The 23915-nt window shown below is 53.2% G+C and carries 23 protein-coding genes and 1 pseudogene; 8 read left to right on the forward strand and 16 right to left on the reverse strand.

What is annotated here, in order from left to right; all coding sequences use genetic code 11:
* Nucleotides 1-35: 35 nt before the first annotated feature.
* The 8 genes from KTH_RS17905 to KTH_RS17940 form a co-directional block, all read right to left on the reverse strand.
* Complete coding sequence (locus tag KTH_RS17905) at nt 36-596, reverse strand: hypothetical protein (RefSeq protein WP_111318591.1); 561 nt, start codon at nt 594-596, stop codon at nt 36-38.
* Between the two features lie 73 nt (nt 597-669).
* Nucleotides 670-1446: a hypothetical protein gene (locus KTH_RS17910; RefSeq protein ID WP_137686100.1), complete on the reverse strand. Its 777-nt coding sequence runs from the start codon at nt 1444-1446 to the stop codon at nt 670-672.
* Between the two features lie 144 nt (nt 1447-1590).
* A complete protein-coding gene (gene menA / locus KTH_RS17915) occupies nt 1591-2529 on the reverse strand; it encodes a 1,4-dihydroxy-2-naphthoate octaprenyltransferase (RefSeq protein WP_111318595.1) in 939 nt (312 codons plus the stop codon).
* A gap of 290 nt (nt 2530-2819) precedes the next feature.
* Complete coding sequence (locus tag KTH_RS17920; protein ID WP_281278935.1) at nt 2820-2945, reverse strand: hypothetical protein; 126 nt, start codon at nt 2943-2945, stop codon at nt 2820-2822.
* Between the two features lie 329 nt (nt 2946-3274).
* Nucleotides 3275-5845, reverse strand: coding sequence for a heavy metal translocating P-type ATPase (locus tag KTH_RS17925; RefSeq protein ID WP_497620320.1), 2571 nt, complete (start codon nt 5843-5845; stop codon nt 3275-3277).
* A 174-nt stretch (nt 5846-6019) separates the two neighbouring features.
* A complete protein-coding gene (locus tag KTH_RS17930) occupies nt 6020-7072 on the reverse strand; it encodes a cytochrome d ubiquinol oxidase subunit II (RefSeq protein ID WP_497620322.1) in 1053 nt (350 codons plus the stop codon).
* Between the two features lie 5 nt (nt 7073-7077).
* Nucleotides 7078-8421: a cytochrome ubiquinol oxidase subunit I gene (locus tag KTH_RS17935; RefSeq protein ID WP_111318601.1), complete on the reverse strand. Its 1344-nt coding sequence runs from the start codon at nt 8419-8421 to the stop codon at nt 7078-7080.
* Nucleotides 8422-8596: 175 nt separating this feature from the next.
* Nucleotides 8597-9118, reverse strand: a complete 522-nt coding sequence (locus KTH_RS17940; protein ID WP_111318603.1) for a GNAT family N-acetyltransferase — start codon at nt 9116-9118, stop codon at nt 8597-8599.
* Between the two features lie 85 nt (nt 9119-9203).
* Here KTH_RS17940 and KTH_RS17945 point away from each other — a divergent pair, with 85 nt between their 5' ends.
* From KTH_RS17945 to KTH_RS17960, 4 genes are all read left to right on the forward strand, one after another.
* A complete protein-coding gene (locus tag KTH_RS17945; RefSeq protein WP_111318605.1) occupies nt 9204-9851 on the forward strand; it encodes a 6TM ABC transporter family protein in 648 nt (215 codons plus the stop codon).
* 329 nt (nt 9852-10180) lie between these two features.
* Entirely contained in the window at nt 10181-10966 is a 786-nt protein-coding gene (locus KTH_RS17950) for an electron transfer flavoprotein subunit beta/FixA family protein (RefSeq protein WP_111318607.1), read from the forward strand.
* Between the two features lie 24 nt (nt 10967-10990).
* The gene (locus KTH_RS17955) at nt 10991-11956 is read left to right on the forward strand and encodes an electron transfer flavoprotein subunit alpha/FixB family protein (RefSeq protein WP_111318609.1); all 966 of its coding nucleotides are present in this window, start codon (nt 10991-10993) and stop codon (nt 11954-11956) included.
* A 232-nt stretch (nt 11957-12188) separates the two neighbouring features.
* Nucleotides 12189-14324 carry a heterodisulfide reductase-related iron-sulfur binding cluster gene (locus tag KTH_RS17960; RefSeq protein ID WP_497620326.1) on the forward strand — a complete coding sequence of 712 codons (2136 nt, stop codon included), beginning with the start codon at nt 12189-12191 and terminating at the stop codon, nt 14322-14324.
* 301 nt (nt 14325-14625) lie between these two features.
* Here KTH_RS17960 and KTH_RS17965 read toward each other — a convergent pair whose 3' ends face one another.
* From KTH_RS17965 to KTH_RS17975, 3 genes are read right to left on the reverse strand one after another with little or no spacing between them, the layout of a single operon-like run.
* Nucleotides 14626-15033 carry a GntR family transcriptional regulator gene (locus KTH_RS17965; RefSeq protein ID WP_111318613.1) on the reverse strand — a complete coding sequence of 136 codons (408 nt, stop codon included), beginning with the start codon at nt 15031-15033 and terminating at the stop codon, nt 14626-14628.
* Nucleotides 15034-15036: 3 nt separating this feature from the next.
* Nucleotides 15037-15429, reverse strand: coding sequence for a hypothetical protein (locus tag KTH_RS17970; protein ID WP_211326001.1), 393 nt, complete (start codon nt 15427-15429; stop codon nt 15037-15039).
* Nucleotides 15362-15766 (reverse strand): hypothetical protein, encoded by a 405-nt coding sequence (locus KTH_RS17975; protein ID WP_211326002.1) that lies wholly within the window; start codon nt 15764-15766, stop codon nt 15362-15364. Before KTH_RS17975 ends, KTH_RS17970 begins: the two co-directional genes overlap by 68 nt.
* 447 nt (nt 15767-16213) lie before the next feature.
* Here KTH_RS17975 and KTH_RS17980 point away from each other — a divergent pair, with 447 nt between their 5' ends.
* Entirely contained in the window at nt 16214-17548 is a 1335-nt protein-coding gene (locus KTH_RS17980) for a hemolysin family protein (protein WP_111318619.1), read from the forward strand.
* Between the two features lie 44 nt (nt 17549-17592).
* Here the strand turns inward: KTH_RS17980 and KTH_RS17985 are convergent.
* The 4 genes and pseudogenes from KTH_RS17985 to KTH_RS18000 form a co-directional block, all read right to left on the reverse strand.
* A pseudogene (locus KTH_RS17985) lies at nt 17593-18001 on the reverse strand (ABC transporter ATP-binding protein); the annotation flags it as partial.
* A gap of 176 nt (nt 18002-18177) precedes the next feature.
* Nucleotides 18178-18636, reverse strand: a complete 459-nt coding sequence (locus KTH_RS17990; RefSeq protein ID WP_111318625.1) for an ATP-binding protein — start codon at nt 18634-18636, stop codon at nt 18178-18180.
* On the reverse strand, nt 18624-19511 hold the full coding sequence (locus tag KTH_RS17995) for a class I SAM-dependent methyltransferase (protein WP_111318627.1): 888 nt from the start codon (nt 19509-19511) through the stop codon (nt 18624-18626). The genes KTH_RS17990 and KTH_RS17995 overlap by 13 nt, the downstream gene beginning before the upstream one ends.
* Before the next feature lie 79 nt (nt 19512-19590).
* Nucleotides 19591-20736, reverse strand: a complete 1146-nt coding sequence (locus tag KTH_RS18000) for an acyl-CoA dehydrogenase (protein ID WP_111318629.1) — start codon at nt 20734-20736, stop codon at nt 19591-19593.
* Between the two features lie 239 nt (nt 20737-20975).
* On the opposite strand from KTH_RS18000, the gene KTH_RS18005 reads away from it, so the two are divergent.
* Complete coding sequence (locus tag KTH_RS18005) at nt 20976-21422, forward strand: GNAT family N-acetyltransferase (protein ID WP_170142306.1); 447 nt, start codon at nt 20976-20978, stop codon at nt 21420-21422.
* 3 nt (nt 21423-21425) lie between these two features.
* Here KTH_RS18005 and KTH_RS18010 read toward each other — a convergent pair whose 3' ends face one another.
* Complete coding sequence (locus tag KTH_RS18010; RefSeq protein WP_211326004.1) at nt 21426-21872, reverse strand: YccF domain-containing protein; 447 nt, start codon at nt 21870-21872, stop codon at nt 21426-21428.
* A gap of 430 nt (nt 21873-22302) precedes the next feature.
* Between KTH_RS18010 and nusA the strand changes: the two genes are divergently transcribed.
* The gene (nusA, locus tag KTH_RS18015; protein ID WP_111318633.1) at nt 22303-23424 is read left to right on the forward strand and encodes a transcription termination factor NusA; all 1122 of its coding nucleotides are present in this window, start codon (nt 22303-22305) and stop codon (nt 23422-23424) included.
* 13 nt (nt 23425-23437) lie between these two features.
* Nucleotides 23438-23767 (forward strand): RNase P modulator RnpM, encoded by a 330-nt coding sequence (rnpM, locus tag KTH_RS18020; protein WP_111318635.1) that lies wholly within the window; start codon nt 23438-23440, stop codon nt 23765-23767.
* Nucleotides 23768-23915: the final 148 nt, after the last annotated feature.

Genomic DNA, 23915 nt, shown 5'->3' on the forward strand with positions numbered 1-23915 from the left:
AGACAGGCAGCCAGAAAACGAGGCGACCTTTCAAGCTACAGCTCAGGCATTCTCTCGACAAGGGATTGTTCGGGCAGGCGCGTCGGTCGCTTCCGCTGGCTGCTGACGATGATCTCCTTGATAAGCTTGCTCTGTTCCTCCTGGCTCAAATGCGAGGAGAGCACCAGACCAATCAGGTTCCCTCGACGCTCCTCGTCCTCATCTTCATCCACCATCTTGCTGATTCGATAAGCATAGCTATCAAGCCGCTCGTTGGCATACTTTTTCTGCGAGAAGACAAGATAGGTGATCACGCCATTGATCATGCTGCTGACCGCGGCGGCAAGCGTTTCTACCAGCGAGGAGGTTGTGCTTCCCCGCCAGATAACGAAGTTCACAATCAGCACACCTAAAGCGATAGTGGTAAATGTGGCAATAATCGCAGCAACAATGCTCACATAAAACCACAAACGGGCTTCTATATAGCAGCGCTCATATGCGATCTGTAAGGGCTTCAGGTCTTCTGCCAGGGAGAGATGTTCAACCTGCAACGTCTGTTGCGTTGATCGCTCTTTATCCGGCTGTAGATCTTTGCGCCGTCTCCACACCACCGGCATACTCTTTCCTCCCCTCCATAACTCCAAACAGAGAGCCATACGGAACCGTCACACAATCGATAGAACATTCATTCTATTTTAAGTATACAGCCTTCACATACTCTTTTACCACACGCTTATTCTCTCCACCGAGAGAACGCACAAGCAGGACTTCCTGGAGAAGCTCTTTTGTCGGTGAATCCAGCGGAATAGCCGCGATGTCCTTTACTGTTTTACATAACCAGTCGACCTGAAGCATGTCTTCTACAGTAAAATCAACTTGCTGGCAGAACGCTTTTGTCTGGCGAAAGATCAGCGCGACGGCAAGCAGGCTGAGAGCGTCAGCAATCAACAGCGTCAATAAGGTTGGAGTGAAATAGTGAAAAATGCCAGGGATCAAGATGAGTAAAGCCAGCAGCACGGAATTGATAATGACGCCGGACATCCCCACAGCACACCCGAGGAACCAGAGCCAGGTTTGACGATGATAGCGGTAGAATTTCTCGCGCAACTGCCTGGACTTGTCTTGCGCAGCCTCAGCAATACACTCAAACGCTTCTTGCCGGGGAATGACAATCCGTTTTTCCTGGCCAGGGAGGACGGAACGTTTTGTGCGCGAACGCGATTTCGCCTGCTTCATTGACTCTACAACCACCACATCTCCCCCCTCTTCTACTGCGAACGCAGCATTTGACATCCGTAAAACTTTATCTTGAGCCAGAGCCCGACGTGCGAGGATTTTGATGACTGCTTCTGGAGATTTCTGAGCGCGCAATCTCCAATACCCGGCAACCATTGCTTTTCGTTCTCCTTTCACACGCACTCCCACTAGAGTCACAACCTTTGCGCGTTGCCACAAGTGCCATTTCATCTCCTTCTATAATTTATACCATCACATTTCTCTTTCGTCAATTATCATTTGAAATAATATAGAAAAACATATATCTTTTCCATAAAAAATCTCTGCCATCTCACTCGTATAGATTGAGAGATGACAGAGAAATAGTGCAGAAAGCTAAGCGTGGGGCATCACAAAGATGGCAAGCACGAAGGCCAGCGAGAAAACAAGTCCAAACTGGAAGAGGAGCAAGGCCGTACGCTTAATGCCAATCATAAACGCCTTACGCTCCGTCGCCGTCAGCACTGCGCGCACATTCACCCATGCCAGTGGGAAGGTAATCAGCACCAGCAGGCTGAGAGGTGGCAGGAGTCCGACCAGCACAAAGAGCAGAATCGCCACATAGCTTCCGAAAAGTAGGGCTGCATGGTAGCGCTGCCCAAACTTCAGACCAAAGCGCACTGGCAGCGTCTTCTTATTCACTGCCTTATCATCCTGATAATCGCGCACATTATTCATGTTCAGAATCGCGGTTTCCAGAAAGCCGATAGGCACACTGGCAGCAAAGGCCTGCCATGACCATTCATGGATCTGCACAAAGTACGAGCCCCAGGTGACAAGAAAGCCCATCGCCAGATACACCATCACATCACCGAGACCGCGGCTGGCGAATTTGAACGGCTTTGCACTATAGAAGTAGGCAATCAGCATGCCACCCACACCAAACAGGATCACCACCGGACCGACCAGAAAGATCAGTACAACACCCAGTATGATCGCAATCACAAAGCAACCAATTGCGCCGCCAAGCACCTGACCCGCTGTCATCTCATTGCGAAAGATTACGGTCGAGGCGCCAAGCGATCCCGCATGGTCAAGCCCATAGAGATAGTCAAAGTATTCATTAAAAAAGTTTGTCCCTATCTGAAGGAACAGGCACGAGAAAAAGGTGGTCAGGAAAATCCAGAAATGGAACGTTCCTTGATACGCTGCAAATGTGGTTCCGACCAGCACCGGACTCACTGTCGCAGTCAACGTAAATGGGCGTGCTGTCTTGACCCATACTTTCCATGCGGGTGGTTTCCCGCTTGCTACTGTTGGCTGTATATCACTCATAAATTACACGATATTCCTGTTTCTGAGATAAAACCCCGGTACCAATTTCAGGGAATCCAGTATACTAAAAATAGTAAAACGAGAGCCGTGAAAAGTCAAAGGATTGGCTTACCACCCGATGAGCTTCGCCGGCTCCTTCCAGTCGGGAGCAAGGAGCGAAGGGATGCAGACCGAGTACAAAAATGGTCGGAGCTCTATGGCCTCGCCGTCGTCGCCATAGACATGGGAGAGAAAGCAGGACCCATTGAAGGCTTCTATTTCGCTCCTGCAACAAATGTCGTTTGCGCCCTTCAGCTCAAGACGGGTCTCCAGCGCTGCTGACCGAGGATATCCGGACGATAGGCAATGACGCCGTCACTTTCGACAAAGAAGAGAAGCTGGTCAAAGAGAAAGAGGCCGGGCTGAACGCTTTCCACTGGAGCATCATCTGCTCAATTATCTCGTTCTGAGCGGAAGACGGCGAGGTGATAGGCATCGTGAAAAACATCCTGCTTGATCCCGCGGCACTCCGGATAGCAGGTTTTGAACTGGGGGGCCGGGTTACGCGAAATGAAGAGCGGTCACTACCCGATGTTCAGTGCTGAACACGTCATCAGTTATGGGAGAGGGCTACTGGTTGTCCCCGACTCGGTAGCCCGGCAGCTCCAGAGGTAACGCAAGGCATCCATACCATGGAGCGCACCCAAAAAGGAAAGGGCGGGTATCTGTTCTCACTATACCCGTCCTTTTCCTTGTTTTCTGAACATTATTTCTGAAAGCGACGCAGACGCAGGGAGTTCGTCACCACCGTGACCGAAGAGAGCGCCATTGCCGCCGCCGCGAAGATCGGAGCCTGCTCGTTCAAGAAGGGAATCAGCGGTGACAGAATCATCACCGGGATCAGCACCGAGTTATAGGCGAAAGCCCAGAAGAGATTCTGCTTGATAGTGCGCATGGTCGCTTTCGAGAGCGAGAGCGCGGTTGCCACACTCCTGAGGTTGCCCTTGACCAGCGTGATATCAGCAGCCTCCATCGCGATATCAGTGCCGGTTCCCATCGCGATACCGACATCAGCCTGAACCAGCGCCGGAGCGTCGTTAATGCCATCACCGGCAAAGGCGATCACCCGTCCACTTTCCTGCAAGCGCTTGACCTGATTGGCTTTATCTTCCGGCAGCACCTCGGCCAGAACACGCTCTTCAGGAATGCCGACCTGAGCTGCGATCGCTCGGGCCGTTCGCTTATTGTCGCCAGTAATCATCCAGACATCGATATTCTCTGCGTGGAGCTGTTGAATGGCGGCAGCGGAGTCCGCTTTCACCGTATCGGCCACTCCTACAACACCGACCGTTGCGCCGTCAACCGCAACCAGCATCGCCGTTTTGCCCTGCTGCTCCATGCCTTCGACCTGTGATGCGACGCTCTCATAGCTGATCTGATGCTCTTCCAGCAGGCGGCGTGTTCCGATCAGGACCGTACGGCCCTCAACAACTGCTTTGATTCCGCGGCCGACCAGCGCCGTAAACTCTTGCAGAGCAGTCAGCGTGATTCCCCGCTCTTTCGCACCCTCGACGATTGCTGCTGCCAACGGGTGCTCAGAACCCTGTTCAGCCGAAGCGGCCAGGCGCAAAATGTCCTGCTCTTTCAAGCCCATAACGGCCACAACATCGGTCAATGACGGCTTGCCTTCCGTGATGGTTCCGGTCTTATCGAGCAGCACATTCTGAATACTCTGTGCCCGCTCCAGGCTCTCACCGCCTTTAATCAGGATGCCCTTCTCTGCACCCTTGCCAGTACCGACGATAATCGCGGTCGGCGTTGCCAGACCAAGCGCACAGGGACAGGCCACAACCAGCACCGAAACCGCAGCCACAATCGATGAGATCACCGGATCACGCATCATCATCATTGACCCGCCACTGAGCGAGCTCATCAGTTGCATAGTCTCTGTTTGGAAGGTTGTCAAAGCGATCAGCCAGCCAACGAAAGTGAACACCGCGATCACCAGCACTACCGGAACAAAGATGCCCGAAATGGTATCCGCGATGCGCTGAATCGGCGCTTTCGAGCCCTGCGCCTGCTCGGTCAGACGAATGATATGAGCCAGCACTGTATCAGCGCCTACCTTTGAGGCACGCATGCGCAGCAGACCGCGCTGGTTGATCGTTGCCCCGATGAGGTTATCGCCCTCTGTCTTCTCAACAGGCAGACTCTCACCGGTAATCATGGACTCATCAACAGCGGACGATCCAGTCACAACCATACCATCCACCGGAATCTTCTCACCCGGCTTCACAACCAGCAGATCGTTCACACGCACCTGTTCGACCGGGACATCGACTTCCATGCCATCACGCACCACATGAGCCACGCGCGGTTGTAAACCGGCCAGCTTCTTGATAGCCTCGCTCGTCTGCCCCCGGGCGCGCGCCTCAAGGTACTTGCCCAGAAAAATCAGCACGATAATCAGGGCCGTCGTATCATAGAAGGTCATATGGCCGACAAGCTGTGGTGCAAAGGTCGCAACCACACTCATCACATATGCTGTAGTTGAACCAAGCGACACCAGCGTATCCATATTAGCGCTGAAGTGCCGGAGATTCTTTAACGCCCCCTTGTGGAAGTCCCAACCGACAACCAGCCAGATGGGCGTTGTCAGAACCAATAACAAAATGTTTTCACCCGGGAAGCGATTCATAAAGAACATGCCCAGAATCGCTACCGGAATCGCCAGCACCACGCCCAGAATCAACAGATTGCGCTTATGGCGAATCTCACGGGCCTTGCGCTGACTATGTTCTTCTTCCTGCTTGAGCAGATCAGCCGGACTCAGGCCAGCACTCTCAACGGAAGGCTGTACGTCCTCCACCGGAGCCGCGCCATAGCCAAGCGCCTCAACCTTCTTGACCATCTGCTCTACGCCGGTTTCCTGCGCGTTATATGTCACCTGGGCCTTCTCGGTTGCCAGATTGACACTTGCATCCAGCACACCCGGGACTTTCTTTAGCCCTTTCTCAATGCGCATCGCACAAGCGGCACAGGTCATACCAGTCACATTCAACATCAGTTGTTGCTGACTCGGCGCGGCCTGTTGCTCAGGTGTGGCCTTGTAGCCAAGCGCCTCAACCTTCTTGACCATCTGCTCTACGCCGGTTTCCTGCGCGTCGTATGTCACCTGGGCCTTCTCGGTTGCCAGATTGACATTTGCATCCAGTATGCCGGGGACCTTGAGCAGCCCCTTCTCGATTCGCCGCACGCAGGCTGCACAGGTCATCCCCTCAATGTCCAGTGTTACCTTCTGCGCTCCTGCCGCTGGCTTTTGTATCTCAATGCTCATAGCAGTTTTCCTGACTTTTTGCTATTGTCTTAACCCATACCCCCTGGTAGGGGGTACAGTCCAATTATAAGTCAGGTGTCAAGCATTCGTCAAGGCTTTTTGTTTCTCTTTTTTCTCATTGCTCCCCAAAAAAGCAAAAAGGGAGGGAACCGCATCGGGCTCCCTCGTTCAGTCTCAGGCCCCATCAGATTTCCTGTGTCCCTCCGGTTGAGTAACGCGCCCGGGAGCAGGATACGGCAGCTTAAAGATCGAGTACAGGTAGTAGAGCGACGGCAGCAGGATAATTAAACCGATCAAGACCGAAATCAGCACGACCTTGATGACATTTGGCTCGTTCGCCGCCGCAGAGACCGTCAGAGCAGGCGGAACCAGATACGGATATTGCGAGAAGCCCCAGGCGCTCAACAGGAATGCCGTCGCAACAATCACCGCCAGGCGCGACAGCCGATATTGTTTCAGCCAGAGCAGCGCCGCTGTGAGCAATCCAAGCAGCATGGACACAATCACCAGCGGGATGCCATGTCCCAGCATGCCCCGCCAGAGCCCGGGCGCATAGATCGGCGAGAGCAGCAGACCAAGCAGGCCAAGCACGGCAGTAACCGCGCCCGCGATCAACGCTTTCTTACGGTAGGATTCGCAGAGAAACGCGTCCTGAGCGTCTTTCGCCTCAACTGTTAGATAGACCGCCGCCAATGCTGTGCAGAGTGCAATACCCATCAGACCAATAATGATCGCAAAGGGAGAGAGCCAGGGAGAAACATTCGCCGCGTTTGGCTTTCCGCTCGGGTCAAGCAGATGACCGCTGGCAACCGCTGCGGCACTGGCTCCCAGAAAGAACGGAGTCAGGACGCTGGCAATATTAAAAACCTTCCACCACACATTTGCGAACAGGCTACTCGTATCCGGCGCATAATAGCGAAAAATGAATGCCGCACCACGTAAGACGATACCGAGTAAGGCCAGCAACAGCGGAAAGAAAAGCGCAACACACAGGATAGCGAATCCCTTTGGAAAGAGAGTAAACAAGCCGACCACCAGAAAGATCAGCCAGACATGGTTTGCTTCCCAGACAGGCCCAAGCGCATGATTGATAAATTCATGCTGGCGCTCCGCATTCCTGCCCGTGAATATTCCCAGTACGCCAGCTCCAAAGTCGGCGCCCCCCAACACGGTATAGGTAATTAAGGCCAACCAGAGAACGATCAGGGCCAGCAATGCAACATCCATCCCAACTACACCCCCGCTTTCTCTACTGGCTGCTCCTGGCCCGGCATTCCAACCTGTGGCATTGGAGAACGAGCAACCCAGAGTAGCAACCCGATCAACGCCACAGCCAGCAGAATATAGACCAGCGAGAACACCAGAAAACTGATAGTTACCCAGGGAGCCGGTGTAGCGGCATCTGCCGTACGGAGAAAACCAACGATTGTCCAGGGTTGCCGTCCAAGCTCGGTCACCATCCAACCGGTTTCGATGGCAAGAAAAGCCAGCGGCCCGGCAATCACAACCCCCCAGAGCAACACACGGTTGAGCGGAATTCGCCGCTTGATCGCCGTGGAGATCCAGAAAACAGCCGCAACCAGCAATCCGAAGAAACCACAGCCAACCATCACATCAAACGAAAGATGCACCAGCGGGATATTCGGCCAGTCAGAGGGAGCAAACTGATCCAGGCCCTTCAAAGGCGCGTTTGGATCGCCCTTTGCCAGCACGCTTAACAGCTTTGGCAGCTCAATACCGTAGTGCACCGTCCGATTGTCAGGGTCGACCAGACCCCCGATCGTGATCGGCAGGCCATTGCCGGAGTGAAAGACCGCCTCCATCGCCGCAAACTTGGTCGGCTGTGCATCAGAAAGGAAGCGAGCATTGAAGTCACCGCTGATAATCTGCAAGGGGGTGGCGATCACAGCCATCAACATGCCGATCATCAAACCTTTGCGATGATAGTTGTCTCGTTTGCCGCGCAGAATACCCCAGGCATAGACAGCCGCCACTGCGAACCCGGTTGCTACATAACAGGCCAGCATCATGTGAATGGTTTCATAAGGCGTGCTTGGATTCAGCATGGCTTGAATGGGATCAATATCAACCGGCCTTCCATTCTTTAAAACGAAGCCCGTCGGCGTATTCATCCATGCATTCGCACTGACCACAAACCAGGCCGAGACCAGCGCACTGATCCAAACCGGAAAAGAACAGAGCCAGTGGGCACGCGGAGAAAGCCGATTCCAGCCATACAGGTAGAGACCAAGAAAGATAGCTTCCAGAAAGAAGGCAAATCCTTCCAGCATAAAAGGATATCCGATCACCCCGCCGCCAAAATCCATAAACGTTGGCCACAGAAGCCCGAGTTCAAACGAGAGAATGGTACCGGATACAGCGCCAATCGCAAACAGAATGGCGGCTCCCTTTGACCAACGGCGAGTCAGTAACATCCAGTCTCGATTCTTCGTTTTAAGCGCCAGACCCTCGGCTATGCAGAATAGAAGAGGCAGTCCGACCCCGAGAGCCGAAAAGATAATATGGAATGCCAGGGACGTTCCCATCTGGGCACGTGCAGCGAGCAGGTCTGACATACGAAATTCACCTCTACTCCTTCTAAAATTGAGGAACTGACTTCTTCTCTCCCCTCCGCACCACGGCGCCACCCGAATCACCCTTTCCTTATGCTACACGTGTCCAGAGCGAGTATTCGTTACACGCCGCATTTATGTCAACAACAACAATGCGCGCAGAATACCGGGAAGCAGATCAAAACGACATCGCGCGCAAATCGGGCCAACCGTAGGCAACCTCATGCAATGAAAAGCCGTTATCTTCCACCATCATTTCTCTAACCAGTATGCCTCCAAGCGCCTCATAGAAGCGCCGTGCCGGATTGGTGGCAAGCACCCAGATCAGCATACTCTCCATACCATGCGCGAGGAAATCTGCTACCAGCACCCTCACCAATGTGCGTCCGAGCCCCTGCCTCTGCGCTTCCTGTAACAGATAAAGGCAATATACTTCGGCGGCATAGCCGGGATCATCGCTCCGTAACGGTCCGCCGTTCGCAAAGCCCACAAGCCGCCCTTGTTTATCCTCCGCCACATAGACCAGCGCATCGGGCTGCTGCAACACATGTTCCCAGGTTCGCTGACGCCGCTCTAACGTACGCTGCGCGATATATTCGGCGGGCATCAACCCCTGATAGGTGGTCTGCCAGCTCTCAGTGTGAACGAAAGCAATGCCATGCGCGTCTTCAGTTCGCGCCGGACGAATGGTAACAACCATCTACGCACACTCCTGTCACTATGGTATAATCTGCCTTGATTTGAAAAATTCTATTCTGGTTCTATTCGCAGGAGGAGCAAACGCGGTGTCTCAAAGCCAGGCGCAAAAGATCATCAAAAGCCTGAAAGGGCTCGACAAGCAATTACAGCCAGATGAACAGCCTCTGCTTGATATTCCCGGTATCTGGGATAATGGCAAAGAGAAGCGTAGCGAGGCGGGAGACGTTGTGCTCACCAACCAGCGCGTTTTTGGCTTTTATTACCGCAGTTTCCCGCGAGAATATCTCTTCCTTGATGCTATTCCGCTTGCCTCCATCAAACGAGTAACGCTCCGTCAGAAGAGCTTTGAGCCGTTGTTCCGTGAATTAAGTATCAGCGATGGAGAACGAACTGTCTATGTGCGCTCCTCCCGTGCCAAAATTGAAGAATTGTACCGGGCACTTCGTTCCGCCATTGAAGAGCATGCCCCGACAGCCAGTGAGGCCTTTGAGCAGCCGCAAACCACAGAGGAGAGACGCGAGGCCCCAAGCTATGAGCGTCAGGAGGTCAGTGCTAAATTTGACACCTCCCCGCTGGCGATTACGCTCCTTTTCGCAGGCGGCATCTTACTTGAGGTCATCGGTGTCATTCTCTGGAGTTTTACCGGTAGTCCGCAGGCAGGCCTCTCGCTCTGTTTTGCAGGATTTATTGCCGTAATCACCGCTATTTTCGTCCAGCGACAACGTGCCCGCTAGCTCCTTGCACCACCAGGATAACACCTCCTCCTTTCCTGCAACAAACAGCCCACCCGAGTATGGCTCTGGAAGTGGGACACTTCCTCTTTTCTTCCAACCAGCGCTTCTGATTCCGCTTCGGAGTGATCTTCATGGATATAAGAAAATACCCCTCTTCCTTCTCCACAAACGCCGGGAAAGAAAAAGGCAGAGTTATTCCCATCTTCGCGCGTTAGCTAGCAACGTTGACACGTTCTTTTTCAGACAGGTACAATAGTATAACCGAAGGAAACAACGCGGTTTCCTTGTCTCCCACGTCCTACATCAACAATAGACGAGGCGCAGAAACGATGAAGATTATTGTCTGTATAAAACAGGTGCCTGACCCAAATACCACGGTCAGTAAACTGGACCCGAACACCAAACGACTCGTACGCACAGGCGTATCCCTCATTCTCGATCCTGGCGACGAGAGTACTATTTCCGCGGCAATCAAACTTCGTGACACCATTGGTAACAGCGAATTAATCGCGTTGAGCATGGGGCCCGCCTCCGCTCAGGAAGGCATGCGCCGCGCCCTGGCTATGGGCTGCGACCGCGCCATTCTGGTCACAGATGACGCGCTGGCAGGTTCTGACGCGCTGGCAACGGCTCGCGTCCTCTCCTCCGTCATCCAAAAAGAGGGGGCGGATCTGGTGTTCTGCTCGACCGAGAGTACCGATGGCTATACCGGCATGGTACCCGGTGGAATCGCGGAGTTTCTGGGCATTCCTCAGCTCACCTTTGCCCGCGAAATCAAGGTAGAAGGCACGAAAGCCGTCATCAAACGCGTGATTCCGTCCGGTTATCAAACCGTTGAATGTCAGTTGCCCGCTGTCGTCACCATCGCCAGTGGCTCGTTTGAGGCTATTTACCCGACCATGAAGGGTATTATGAGTGCAAAGCGCAAGCCATTCAGTCAGTTGAAGCTGGCGGATCTGGGTCTTGACGCGGCGCAGGTAGGTGAGCAGGGAGCCCGCGAGAAAATTCTGAGCATTGGTCAGGTCGAGGCCCGTGCGGCAGGACAGATTATCAAGGACGATGGCACTGCGGCTCAGCAGATCGCTGACTTTTTGCAGCGGTACCAGTTGCTTTAGGAACCAGCGAAAGGAGAATAGCAGATGGCACACACAATCTGGGTTCTGATCGAACTCGAAAATGGAAAGCCCGCCCGCTCTTCGCTGGAAGTGCTCGGGAAAGCTGCAAAACTGGGCCGTGCAGAAGCGATCGTGCTTGGTGCAGCCGCAGCAGAGATCGCTCCGGAACTTGGGCAGTACGGAGCTGAGAAGGTCTATGTCCACGCCGATGAAACCTATGACACATATCTGACCCTGCCCGCCGTTGAGACAGTCAGTAATCTTCTCAAGCAGCATCAGCCCGATCTACTCTTGCTGGCAACCACCTATAACCTGCGCGATATCGCTGCACGCCTGATGGTTCGCAACAATATCGGCCTGATTACCGACGCCACTGATCTGAACTTCGAGAATGATGGCCTGAAGGTCACTGTGCCCTGGGGTGGTGAGAATCTTGTCACCGCGACTCATCCCTATCAGGGAACCGGTATTGTGCTGGTCCGTCCGAAGGCCTTCGCACTGGAGCGCTACGAAGGGCGCACCGCTGAAGTTGAGACGCTCACGACCACAATCAGCACCGAAGCCCAGGCGATCAAGGTCATCGATACGGTCGAGGTTGCCAGTGAAGGACCAGCCCTCGAAGATGCCGCAGTGATTGTCAGTGGCGGTCGTGGCCTGGGTAAAGCCGAGAATTATCATCTGGTTGAAGAGCTGGCGGCAGCACTTGGAGGCGCTCCCGGAGCAACACGCGCCATTGTCGATGCTGGCTGGCTCCCCTATAGCTATCAGATCGGCCAGACGGGAAAGACCGTCAAGCCAACGCTTTATATTGCAGCGGGCATCAGCGGCGCGATTCAACATCTCTCAGGAATGAAAGGCTCAAAGTTTATCGTTGCCATAAACAAAGACGAGAATGCGCCTATCTTCTCAGTGGCAGATTTTGGCGTGGTTGGCGATGCGCTGACCATTCTGCCCCAACTGACAGAGGAAGTGAAGAAACGCAAAGCGTAGTCGCTTCTGTGACAATGCGGGTGCCTTTCCAGAGAGAAAGGTACCCTCTACAAGCACTTTTTACCCACGTCACCAACGATGCTGACGCGTTCCCCGCTTTCGGGGTGGTCGCCAGGCGTCGTGAAGAGAGTTCTTGAAAAAGAGGACTGAGCGCTTTTGTACGGGCGACCGATGCTCTCGCGAAAGCATTCCGAAAACCGCCCGTCCGAAGTCTAGACGGAGGTTCCATACCATGACGCCCCCACCGATTTCACCTACCGGGGGTTGGCTCGGCACCGCCCTGTTTCTTGTCGTACTGGTTGCAGCCCTGGGGCTCTTTGCCTGGCGAGCCGGCGAGCTGGTTATGCTGCTGGTAAAAGCGCGTCCAGAAAACCGCTTCGACCGCATCGATGACCGAATCGGCTCGATCTTTCAAGGCGTTCTCGGGCAGAGCGGTGTATTGCGCGACCCTATCCCTGGAATAGCACACTTCTTTACCTTCTGGGGCTTTATCGTGATCCAGATCGGGTTGCTGGATCTCATACTGAATGCATTCAATCTCTCGCTGCCATTCGTCGGTGAGAGTCATGTGTTCGCCTGGATTCTTGATAGCTTCCTCGTTCTGGTATTCGCGGCCCTGGTCATCTTTGCTATCCGGCGCGCAGTGTTTCATCCCAAACAACTGCAAAGCTTCCTGCATGGCCCCTGGGATGGCTATATCATTCTAGGGTTGATCTTTCTGGTTATCTTGACCCTTGCCCTGGTCGAGGGCTTCGAGTATAGCGCCACACACGGTACGGCCTGGACCCCACTCGGTGAGTTTTTCTACCCGCTGTTCCGTCTGGCCGGAGATCAGGCCAGTATCAACGCCTATCGCTTTCTCTGGTGGGTTCATGTCCTGATCGTGCTTGCCTTCCTGATCTATTTGCCACGCTCCAAGCACCTGCACCTGCTGGCAACACCGTTTAACGTCTTCTTCCAGAGCTATAAACCGAAGGGCGCACTCCCGCCGATCGAGAATCTGGAAGAGCGAGAGGATTATGGCATCTCGAAGGTGGAGCAATTCACCTGGAAACAGCTCCTCGATGGCTATGCCTGTACGGAGTGTGGTCGCTGTAACACGGTCTGCCCTGCCACCAATACCGGCAAGCCTCTCTACCCGAAAGAGATCATTCTAGGCGTCAAAGAGGCTCTCTTTGTCCGCAGCGGTGAGATCCTGGGCCGCGAGACGATCTACGACAAATATGGAACCGCTGCCGTGAAGGAAGATCAGACGGCAGATGAGCAGGCAGCTCATCATAAACCAATGGTTGGCGGTATCATCTCAAAAGAGGCGCTCTGGGCCTGTACGACCTGTATGGCCTGTATGGAGATCTGCCCGGTCTCGATCGAGCATGTGCCCAAAATCGTTGACATGCGCCGCAGCCTCGTGATGGAGGAAAGCGAGTTCCCGCAAGAGGTTACTTCCCTCTTTAACAATATCGAGCGCAACGGCAATCCCTGGGAGATCAGTAACGACAAACGCGCCGAGTGGGCCGCTGGCCTGGATATTCCGCTGCTCTCTGAGAATCCCGATGCCGATGTACTTTACTGGGTTGGCTGTATGGGCTCATTCGATGAGCGCAACAAGAAGGTGGCAACCTCGGTTGCAAAGGTGCTCAAAGCCGCAAAGGTCAACTTTGCTATTCTTGGCCCTGAAGAAAGCTGTACGGGCGACCCCGCACGCCGCATCGGCCACGAATATCTGTGGTATATGCAAGCGCAACAGAACGTGGAGACGCTCAATAGCTACGGCTTCAATCAGTCGCTGCCACCCGCAGACGAGCACGCAGGCCCTCCCAAACATCGCACGATTATTACCGCCTGCCCCCACTGCTTCAACACCATCAAGCATGAGTACCCGCAGGTCGGTGGTGATTACGATGTGGTCCACCATACCGTGTTCATCAATAAGCTGGTAGAAGATGGCAAGCTTGAGCTTCCTGAGGGTTTTGATAAGCGCAAGCTCACCTATCATGACCCCTGCTATGTCGGTCGCTACAATGATGTGTACGATGAGCCGCGCCGCGTGTTGACTGTACTGAACAATAATGGCATCGTTGAGATGCAGCGCAACCGCAATCGGAGCTTCTGCTGTGGCGGCGGTGGCGGGCGAGCCTGGATGGAGGAAAAGATAGGCAAGCGCATCAACCAGACCCGCGTGAACGAGGCCCTGGACACCAAAGCCGAGGTGCTGGCTGCTGCCTGTCCTTTCTGTATCACTATGTTTGAGGATGGCATCAAAGGCGTTGAGGCTGAGGAGAAGCTTCAGGTTGAGGATATCTCGGAGATTCTGGTTCAAGCAATCGACCAGAAAGAGACATCCAACAGAAGACCTGCTACCATCTAGAGCCAGATAGCCCAAAGACGAACAGAAACAATAGAAAGCCGCCGGGACGTCCCTGCTCCGGCGGCTTTCTGCTTCCCCATGTTGAGCGGCTAGTTACGAACAGAAACAAAGGATTATGCTTCTTGTCCGGTTCGTGTATCGCTTTCAGTATCCAGTATACGGGAAGCCACTTCCACTGCCCTTTGCTCAGAATTACAGCCGAATTCACGTCAGACGAACGCGCATATGGTCTTTTTTCGCCCGGATTCTATCTCCTCTTCAAAATTGTCTTATGTAAGATTTGCCGAAGGCTAGAAAAACGCTACTTCCTTGCAGACGGATTATAGGACTGAACCTGATGCTCGATTTCAGCATAGAGCTCTTCTAGCGAGATCCCGAGCTGCTGTGTGGAAATCAGCAGCTCACGCACAGCCTCGCTCAGTCGTTGCTGCCGCTCCTCCAGGGGCAGCACGGGCGGCACAGATACAACTCTCGCTCGTTTTCCCACAGAAAGCTCGATCCAACCTTCTTCCTTGAGTTCCCGATATGCTCGCACGACTGTATTAGGAGCCAGACCCAGATCTCGGGCGAATTGACGAACAGGTGGAAGCTTCTCTCCGGCCCGCATGCTGCCCGATGCTATCACCCTTCTCAATTGCTCTTTGAGTTGCTCATAGGGTGCGACTGAACTATCATGATGAATGACGAGAAGTGGCAATGAGTCCATCATCAATTACTCCTTTTTGCTTCCATCCGTCAGCCGACCACCAAGCCCTCTACGAAAGAGATGCACAAAGAGACAACTGACAGGTAACAGAACCAGTGAGATCAACCAGGTTGCCACCCCTATCACGCTGAGCCAATCCGGCACGGTTATCCCTTCACTCTGCACCAGCAAACGCCATTGTGCTGCCAACAGGCCCGAGAGAAGCAGGAACTCCTGTCCAGTCAGAGCAGCGATCAAGCGATGCCGCAACCAGTCATCCAGACGGCGAGATTGCTGTGGATCAGGCGTCAGATTCAAACGAGCCCCACGCACAATCAAGGAGATCAGGAGCTCAACCAGCCCCACAAGAAGCAGCATCCCGGCAGGGATCAGCACCAGGCCCCAGCCGTACAATGGCACATGCCAGAACCCCCGCATTCAGCTCTGCTCCTGACTTCAAATAGGGCAGATAGAGCACTGTGAGCAAGATCGTATAGACGATCAGAGCCCCAATGAGCAGAGGGAACAGCACTGAACGGATATCGGTTACCTTTCGCCGATGCAGATCACTATAGGCAACAGCCGAGCGGCTCAATTTGCGTACGCGTATGATTCCGACAAGCACCCCGACACCATATCCACCCCCCATAAACAGGACAAGTTCCAGATAGAGTAGTTCCGAGTATAGCATCTGTTCAGACTTCCATGCCAGCATGAGAAGAGCCAGCGCCATGCAGAGCCAGCCAGCCCAAACCATAGTGAAGAGAAAATGGCCTGCCATATCTCAGTTACCCGTCTCATAAGCACCTGCATGGAATACTGCCCTTGTGGAAGATTCCATTCCTCTAGCTCCTGTTTTTAGAGAGAACTGCATCTGAGGAGTAAATCATGTACGTAATCCCATAAAGAGGGCAATGATACTGCCAATCAGGAATATACCGGCTATGAGAAAAAGATTCACAGACATACTTCTTTCTCCATTGAAGCTATCAAACCTGTTGTACAACGTAAAACCGTATCAATAGGTTAAGACAGTTGAAAGGGAAGAAGATCAAATCCTGGCAGGTTGAGGCTTGCGAAAAGCAAAACCTATCGTCACTGGCGTTTTCACATGCTGTCAGGCTATGTTAGAATATACTCCATAAGATAACTGCATGATTCTCAAGCATAACACTGGAATATCAAATAAAGGACGTAAAAGCACATGCCCGGCTTCCCTATAGTAGAGGTTATCATCATCTTTGTCTTGATACTGGCAAACGGTTTCTTCGCCGCCTCCGAAATTGCAATCGTTTCGGCGCGGCGCAGTCGTCTGCAACAACAGGCAAACGCAGGGAAGAAGAGCGCTGAGGAGGCGCTTAACCTTGCAGAAGACCCGGACCGTTTCCTTGCAACCGTTCAGGTGGGTATCACGTTGATCAGTACGCTCTCCGCGGCTTATGGAGGCGCGAGTATCAGTGATTGGTTATCTCGCTGGTTGGTTCAGGTGTTCCCATCCACGAAACCATATGCCGCCCCGATTTCCCTCGGCATTGTTGTTGTACTGATTACCTACTTCTCGCTGCTGATCGGTGAGCTGGTTCCCAAACGTATCGCCCTGCAATCGGCCGAAAAAATCGCCACCATTGCAGCCCCAATTATGCGCCGCCTCTCGATTATCGCCAGCCCAATTGTTGCCTTCCTGACAGTGACAGCTAACATTGTACTGCGCCTGGTCGGTCAGCAGACAGCGCGTAAGCAGGAGATCACCGAAGAGGATATTGTATACCTCGCACGTGAGGGAGCAGAGATCGGAACCGTTGAGAGCCGCGAAGAAGAGTTCATCAATCGCGTGTTTCGCTTCACTGATCGCTCGGTCGGCTCAGTAAAGGTACCACGCACAGAGATCGTTGCCGTTGAGGTTGGTACGCCTTTTGACTCCGTGATTGAAACCTTCCTCAGTTCGGGCTATACGCGCCTGCCGCTCTATGAAGAGACGCTCGATAACATTGTCGGCGTACTGTATGCAAAAGACCTGCTGCGAGCCCGCTCAAAGGATGAACCGGTTGATCTGGTCAAGCTGGCGCGTCCGCCCTTCTTTATCTCAGAATATCAGCACGTTGATGATCTGCTCCAAACCTTCCGCAGCAAAGGCATCCATCTGGCAATTGTCATCGATGAGTACAGTCAGGTAACCGGTCTGGTAACGCTTGAAGACCTGCTTGAAGAGCTGGTTGGCGAGATTCAGGATGAGTATGACCAGCCAGAAGAAAGCGGTTTTGTTCAGCGTGAAGATGGCAGTTGGCTTGTGGATGCAATGATCGATCAAGAACTTGTGAGGAAAAAGTTCAATATGCCCCCCGTGCCCGATGAGAAGGTCGAGTACAAGACACTGGCTGGCATGATCCTTACCCATATGGGGAAAATCCCGGCGGTGGGCGATAAACTGACCATCGATAATATCTCAATCGAAATTATGGATATGGACGGACGCCGCATCGACAAAGTATTGATTCGTCAGACGGCTCCCGAGGCCACAGACAAACAGCCAACCTCATAACCGAAAGGTTCCCGCAAGAGATATGTTTGCGGGAACCGCTTTCGTCAGTCTGTCTCGAACCAGAGGCGCTGCATCTCACTGCTCTGTGTCAGTAGCTCTTCCAGCGTTCCTTCAGCCTCAATTTGCCCAGCCTTCAGCACCAGAATATGATCAGCGCGACGCAAGGCAGGTTGTTTGTGCTTGCTCAAAAAGCCGCTCCCATAATGTCTGCTCCGTCTCGACATCCAGCGCACTTGAGAGATCATCAAAGACGAGCAACTCAGCATCTCGCACAAACATACGAGCCGCTCGCTGGATCTGGCCCCCTGATAGCTTGACACCTCTCACCCCAACAGGGGTCGCCAGCCCGGTTTCAAGGCCAACAACATCATGCTCCATCACCGCCGCGTGAACCGCCCGTTTTAGACGATCCTGCTCTAGCGGCGGGCCAAGAAGAATATTATCTTGTTCGGTAAAAGGGGAAAACAGGGATCAAAAACAGACAACGATCTACAGAGACTGAAGAGGGGAAAGATCTCATCCAGGAAAAAGCAAAAAAGCCCCTTCCAGCGTAATTCTTTTTCAGGGGAAGACGAAAAAACCAATTGCATCGGTCAGTATACTATACAGCGAACGAAGTATTCCAGCGGCTAAAGAGGGGAAACGGTAAACGTGAGATCTCTATTTGTCTGCACACAAAAGAGGGCATCAAAGCCCTCACTATATGCTGGCGGTTCCAGCTTCTTCACGGTGCTGAACAGGGCGACATCAGGCACCTGCGCGCGACCACTGCGCTGCTGATTCCGCTTCAGACAACTCTTGAGATTGGCAGTGAACCAGTAACCGATGATCTCAGCACCATACTGCTTCCCAAGCGCGATCACATCAGCGCGATCGTCTTTCGTCGGATTGGTATTATCGACAAGCGCAGAGCGCCCCTCGCGAAGTGCCTCTTCCAGCAGCACATGCTGGCGTCGCGCGGGCCGTCGATTGTTCGGGAACAGATCCTTGCTGATATAGGTCCATGTCTCTGGCTCAGGCTGAAGCACAGTACGCGCAAACGTGCTTTTCCCCGCACCCTGCAAACCAATCAGAATCACGACTTCCATACGCTCCGGCTCACAACAAAGCGCTCCTCACACTTGCGTACAGTGTCGATCCCTTCCCCATAGTAAGAGTAGGCCCACTCTTCCAGCGGTCCGATCACGCTTTGAAAGATCTCATCGGGAATCCGCCGGAGCGACGACCATTGCCGTTGAAGATATGATTCCAGTTCCTGGCGAGGCGTTGTTGCCTGCACCCAGGTAAATGAACTATCCTCCTCTGAATGCCAGCCAAGCTCTTCAAGGAAGGCATCAACTTGAGGCTTCTGTTCTAATGCCTGAAGGCTCTTCTTGCCGCCACGCTCCTCAACCATGCGCCAGAAGGTCTCGGCAATCTTGCTGATATCCGAAGGAACCGACTCATCCCAGGCACGCAGAAATACTCCGCCTGGACGCAGCACACGTAAACACTCCCGTACCGCCTGTTGCCAGCCATCAACAAGGTGGAAGACATGAATCGCGAGGAGCACATCAAACGAGCCTGACTCAAAAGGGATTGCGGTCATATCAGCAAGCGCAACTCGCAAGGCCGCTACCAGCTCAGGATGCTCATAGCGCACCACCCGGGGAATAGAGGCCACACGCTCATCTTCCAGCGTTCCCCAGGGATATGCCACAGCCTGCCAGCCACGTTGCTTCAGTTTCTGCTCCAGCCGATCGAGCATATTAGTGGAAATATCGATGCCGGTACAATAGAGTCCTTGTTCTGCCAGTGGAATAGCTACCCTGCCGGTTCCAATGCCGACTTCAAGCCATTTCTTCTGCTCGGGCTTGCCCGCGAGCCGAACAAGCTTCTGTGCGATCTGACAGGCCACTTCTTCAGGATAGCCCCGCGTCGCGTCATAGATTTGTGCCAGTGTATCAAAATTAAATGATGCCATGAGCCAGCCTTCTCCCTTTTCAACAAAAGGGGGCACAAACAGCCTGAGGCGATTTGTACCCCGCAGCGTTTCGCATTCTTTACTCGGCAAGCAACGACCGCGCGATTACCAGACGCTGGATCTGATTCGTTCCTTCATAAATCTGGGTAATCTTTGCATCGCGCATCATCCGTTCGGCGGGATACTCCTTCATGTATCCATAACCACCTAGAATCTGGATTGCATCATTCGTAACTTCCATCGCGGCATCAGAGGCAAACATCTTTGCCATCGAGGAATACTTGCTAAAGTTCTTCTCACCTCGATCAACCATCGCGGCAGCATTGTACACAAGCAAACGGGCGGCCTCAACCTTTGTTGCCATATCAGCCAGCATAAACTGAATGCCCTGATTATCGGCAATCGGATGCCCAAATTGCACACGCTGTTTGGCATAAGAGATTGCCAGCTCCAGTGCGCCCTGGGCGATCCCAAGCGCCTGCGCTCCAATGCCAATCCGGGTCCGATCCAGAGTCATCATCGCAATCTTGAAGCCTTGTCCCTCTTCACCGATCAGATTTTCGGCGGGCACCTCACAATCCTGAAAGATCAGCTCAGCCGTCTGAGAACCTTTGATCCCCATCTTATCCTCAACATGTCCAACAGAAAAACCGGGATACTCTTTCTCAACAATAAACGCGCTGATGCCGCGCGTGCCCTTCTCGCGATCGGTAATCGCAAAAACAGTGTTGACCTGGGCAAGGCCGCCATTCGTGATAAAGCGCTTTGAACCATTGAGAATATACTTATCACCCTGGCGCACAGCGACCGTCTTCATTGCAGCCGCATCGGAGCCGGAGCCGGCCTCGGTCAGACCAAAGGCCGCCAGCCACTCACCACTTGCCAGACGCGGGAAATAGGTACGCTTCTGTTTCTCGTTGCCAGCTAGCAAAATCGGCATTGAGCCAAGCTGTTGAACAGCCAGTAACAGGCCAGTAGTAGCGCAACAGCGTGAAAGCTCTTCAATAGCCATCGTAATCGCCAGTTCAGAGGACCCCAGGCCACCATACTCTTCGGGAAAAGGCATCGCCAAAATATCGTGATGAGCAAGCAGCTCTTTCATATCCCAGGGGAATTCGCCGGTGTGATCTATTTCGGCGGCACGCGGAGCAACTCGTTCCTCCGCAATCTCACGGATCGCCGCTATTAAGTCTCGTTCGTCTTCACTGACGGTTATCACAGCCATGCTCCTGTACTCCTTTCATGACGTCAGATGCGTCAACAGAAAATGCGCTCTCAGCCAGTAACACCGGCTCTTCGCACTCTCTCATGATTTCTCGAAGCAAAAGGGACTTCTTTGTTCCCTGCCTGGAATCCTTCATTCAGGAGTATATCACATTATCAGAACGGCTTCTGTCAGCAGGCTTTTCTTTCCCCGTTCGCCAGGCTATACTGAACCTATTCTATCGTTACAGGAGACCCCATATGTTACAGATTCGCTCTATTTCAGCAGAGGAAACCTACCCACTGCGCCAGCGCGTGCTTCGCCCCCATCAAGCGCTTGAAGCATGCGCCTACCCACATGATACCGATGAAACGAGCTTCCATGCAGGATGTTTTTTCGAGGATCAGTTAATAGGAATCGGTTCAATCTTTCGTGAGGCTCAAGACGGCACCACCAACCGGAATATCTGGCGGATTCGAGGGATGGCAGTCGCCCCTGAGCAGCAGGGAAAGGGCATCGGCGGGCGTATTCTTACCGCTCTGATTGCCTATGTTACCGCCCAGGGGCAGCCCGGCGAGATCTGGTGTAACGGGCGCATCACCGCCAAAGGCTTTTATGAACGCTACGGGTTTCAACAGCTCGGTGAGGTTTTCGAGCTACCTGGCATCGGTCCTCATGTCGTGATGCACCGACCAATTGAGGTGTGACCGTTAGTTGCGCCGCAAGGTCATAACGGCGGGCAGGCGATCAAACATCAGTAACCCGAGCGGTAAGCCAATCACGGTAATGCAGCACACAAAGGCTACCAGGGACCAGAGAGCTCCGAACCAGAAACCAATCAGACAATAGTACAGCGCACGTAGCAAGAAAGGATGCTGCGACACCTCTCCAGTATGCACAAACACCCCGCCGCTGGTTGCCACTACGTGCGCCTGTTGCGTCACAGGGCGCAACGTCAGCACCTGCGGCAAGCGGTTCAGCATGATCAGGCCAAACGGCAAGCCAAGAATCGTCAGACAGAGAAGGTACCCGACACAGAGCCAGAACAGCCCGAGCCACCAGCCAAGTAGCAGAAACCAGGCCGCACGCAAGAGAAATCCCGGGCCCTGCCGCGTCACCACAACCTGACTTTGTCCAAACGGATGTTGCTGCATCATAAAACTGCTCTTTCTTATTCGTATTCCTCTTTTTTATTATAAAGAAGACTTTCTCAAAAACAACAGGTACAAATCGCTACCACATACAGTCACCACTCTTCTACAAGAGATAAACGAAAGACAGACAAAGGAATAAAACGGAAGTTCCGACTGTTATATACTACGCAAGCCCGAAGAAGAAGCAGCTTCTTGCTCCCGATATTCCCCCGACTCCGAGCATGAGAACGAAAAAGATAAATGTACATCGAGGCGGATAAAGACAGGTTTTCCACTAGCCAAATAGCGATCTACATGCTATAATTATTTCAGAATAGAGTAGCGTTTTTGTGAAAAGTGGGTGCCCCCCACTTTTCTGTTTGCCAGAGGCTTTTTTTGCACACGAACAAATTGAACTAGTTTCACTGGGCACCCAGCGGGAGGAGTAAGGCACATGAGGAGCGAATTTCAGGCGGCAATTGCACAATTGATTGCCGAAAAGGGACTACCCCGCGAAGTGGTTATGGAGACCGTAGCGAACGCCCTGTTAGCGGCTTATCGCAAAAGCTTCGGTGGAGGCGAGAATGTACGCATCGAGGTTGATAAAAACGGTGAAGTCCATGTATGGGCGTCAAAGCGCGTCGTTGCCCAGGTCACAGACCCCAATGAAGAGATTTCTCTGGCAGAGGCACAGCGTTTAATCCCAAATGCAGCCCTCGGACAACTCGTCGACGTAGATTCTTCATTCATCTTCGCGCGTATCCCTACCCAGACGGCCAAACAGGTCATTTTACAACGCATTCGCGAAGCTGAGCATGAGCATCTCTACGATCAGATCAAGAACTGGGTCGGAGAGATACGCCTGGGCACGCTCACCCGAAAGGACGCTAACCGCGGTTGGGTCATCGACTTTGACCTTGATAAAGTAGATAAGGTCGAAGGCTTGATGCCAGTCAGCGAAGAGGTCCCGACAGAGCGCTACCGCCCGGGCCAGCGTATTCGCGTCTACATTTATGATGTTCGGAAGGTTCAGGGACGACTCCTGCAAATTCTGGCCTCGCGCACCCATCGAGATCTGGTACGACGTCTGTTTGAAGCCGAAGTGCCTGAGATCTACGAAGGCACTGTTGAGATTATGGCAATTGCCCGTGAGCAGGGAAGCCGCACCAAAGTGGCAGTTCATTCCCGTCAGGAAGGACTGGACCCGATCGGCGCATGCGTGGGTGTACGCGGCTCGCGCATCAATAATATTGTGCGCGAACTGAACGACGAGAAGATTGATATTATCCTGTGGGATAAAGATCCGGCAACTTTTGTAGCCAACTCGCTCAGCCCGGTGAAGCCGCTGAAGGTAGAGCTGCGCGAGTCCGATCATACTGCCATCGTCACGGTACCCGAACGTCAGCTTTCGCTGGCAATCGGAAAAGATGGGCAGAATGCTCGTCTGGCAGCCAAATTGACGGGCTGGCGGGTAGATGTTGTGAAGCCAGCCGAGGGCGAAGTCTACGAGGAACCGGTTGAGGATGAGGCGGTGACAACACGCCGTCAGCGAAGCCGTTCTCGCAGCCAGAAATAGGGAGCGGAGCAGCATGACAAAGGGGAAACAGGCAAAACCGCGGAAGCATATACCAATGCGCACCTGTGTCTCGTGCCACGAGACCAAATCGAAGCGCGAACTTCTGCGTGTTGTGCGCACGCCAGAAGGAAAGGTCGTGATCGACGCGACGGGCAAGAAGTCGGGCCGAGGCGCGTATCTGTGCGCTCGTCTCTCTTGTTGGCAACAGGCAATGAAAACCAGACGAATCGAGCAGGTTCTCAAGGTCGATAGCATCTCGGAAGAAGATAAAGCCGGGCTCAACGAGTTCATTGCGACCCTACCGAAAGAGCAAACGGTATCAACGGGCAGCACGAACTCGTAAAAAAGTACCAGAACCTCAGACAATACCACGCGAAACCTGTATACTGTGTAGTATCGGTATATCATTCAGTTGTAATACGCAAACGCTTGCAAGTGGCGGCTTTCTGCTGCCATTTGCAAAGGTTGCATCAGTATTCTATACTAAATGG

Source organism: Thermosporothrix sp. COM3, from assembly GCF_059696735.1.

Bases quoted from the DNA above. Each gene is read 5' to 3' on its own strand.
- KTH_RS18010 (WP_211326004.1), bottom strand. From the start codon at position 21,872: ATGATGCAGCAACATCCGTTTGGACAAAGTCAGGTTGTGGTGACGCGG.
- KTH_RS17975 (WP_211326002.1), bottom strand. From the start codon at position 15,766: ATGGTTTGGGCTGGCTGGCTCTGCATGGCGCTGGCTCTTCTCATGCTG.
- KTH_RS17965 (WP_111318613.1), bottom strand. From the start codon at position 15,033: ATGATGGACTCATTGCCACTTCTCGTCATTCATCATGATAGTTCAGTC.
- KTH_RS17910 (WP_137686100.1), bottom strand. From the start codon at position 1,446: ATGAAATGGCACTTGTGGCAACGCGCAAAGGTTGTGACTCTAGTGGGA.
- KTH_RS17930 (WP_497620322.1), bottom strand. From the start codon at position 7,072: ATGGATGTTGCATTGCTGGCCCTGATCGTTCTCTGGTTGGCCTTAATT.
- KTH_RS17995 (WP_111318627.1), bottom strand. From the start codon at position 19,511: ATGGCATCATTTAATTTTGATACACTGGCACAAATCTATGACGCGACG.
- KTH_RS18005 (WP_170142306.1), top strand. From the start codon at position 20,976: ATGTTACAGATTCGCTCTATTTCAGCAGAGGAAACCTACCCACTGCGC.
- KTH_RS17905 (WP_111318591.1), bottom strand. From the start codon at position 596: ATGCCGGTGGTGTGGAGACGGCGCAAAGATCTACAGCCGGATAAAGAG.
- menA (WP_111318595.1), bottom strand. From the start codon at position 2,529: ATGAGTGATATACAGCCAACAGTAGCAAGCGGGAAACCACCCGCATGG.
- rnpM (WP_111318635.1), top strand. From the start codon at position 23,438: ATGACAAAGGGGAAACAGGCAAAACCGCGGAAGCATATACCAATGCGC.
- KTH_RS17980 (WP_111318619.1), top strand. From the start codon at position 16,214: ATGCCCGGCTTCCCTATAGTAGAGGTTATCATCATCTTTGTCTTGATA.
- KTH_RS17955 (WP_111318609.1), top strand. From the start codon at position 10,991: ATGGCACACACAATCTGGGTTCTGATCGAACTCGAAAATGGAAAGCCC.
- KTH_RS18000 (WP_111318629.1), bottom strand. From the start codon at position 20,736: ATGGCTGTGATAACCGTCAGTGAAGACGAACGAGACTTAATAGCGGCG.
- KTH_RS17960 (WP_497620326.1), top strand. From the start codon at position 12,189: ATGACGCCCCCACCGATTTCACCTACCGGGGGTTGGCTCGGCACCGCC.
- nusA (WP_111318633.1), top strand. From the start codon at position 22,303: ATGAGGAGCGAATTTCAGGCGGCAATTGCACAATTGATTGCCGAAAAG.
- KTH_RS17935 (WP_111318601.1), bottom strand. From the start codon at position 8,421: ATGTCAGACCTGCTCGCTGCACGTGCCCAGATGGGAACGTCCCTGGCA.
- KTH_RS17940 (WP_111318603.1), bottom strand. From the start codon at position 9,118: ATGGTTGTTACCATTCGTCCGGCGCGAACTGAAGACGCGCATGGCATT.
- KTH_RS17990 (WP_111318625.1), bottom strand. From the start codon at position 18,636: ATGGAAGTCGTGATTCTGATTGGTTTGCAGGGTGCGGGGAAAAGCACG.
- KTH_RS17925 (WP_497620320.1), bottom strand. From the start codon at position 5,845: ATGAGCATTGAGATACAAAAGCCAGCGGCAGGAGCGCAGAAGGTAACA.
- KTH_RS17950 (WP_111318607.1), top strand. From the start codon at position 10,181: ATGAAGATTATTGTCTGTATAAAACAGGTGCCTGACCCAAATACCACG.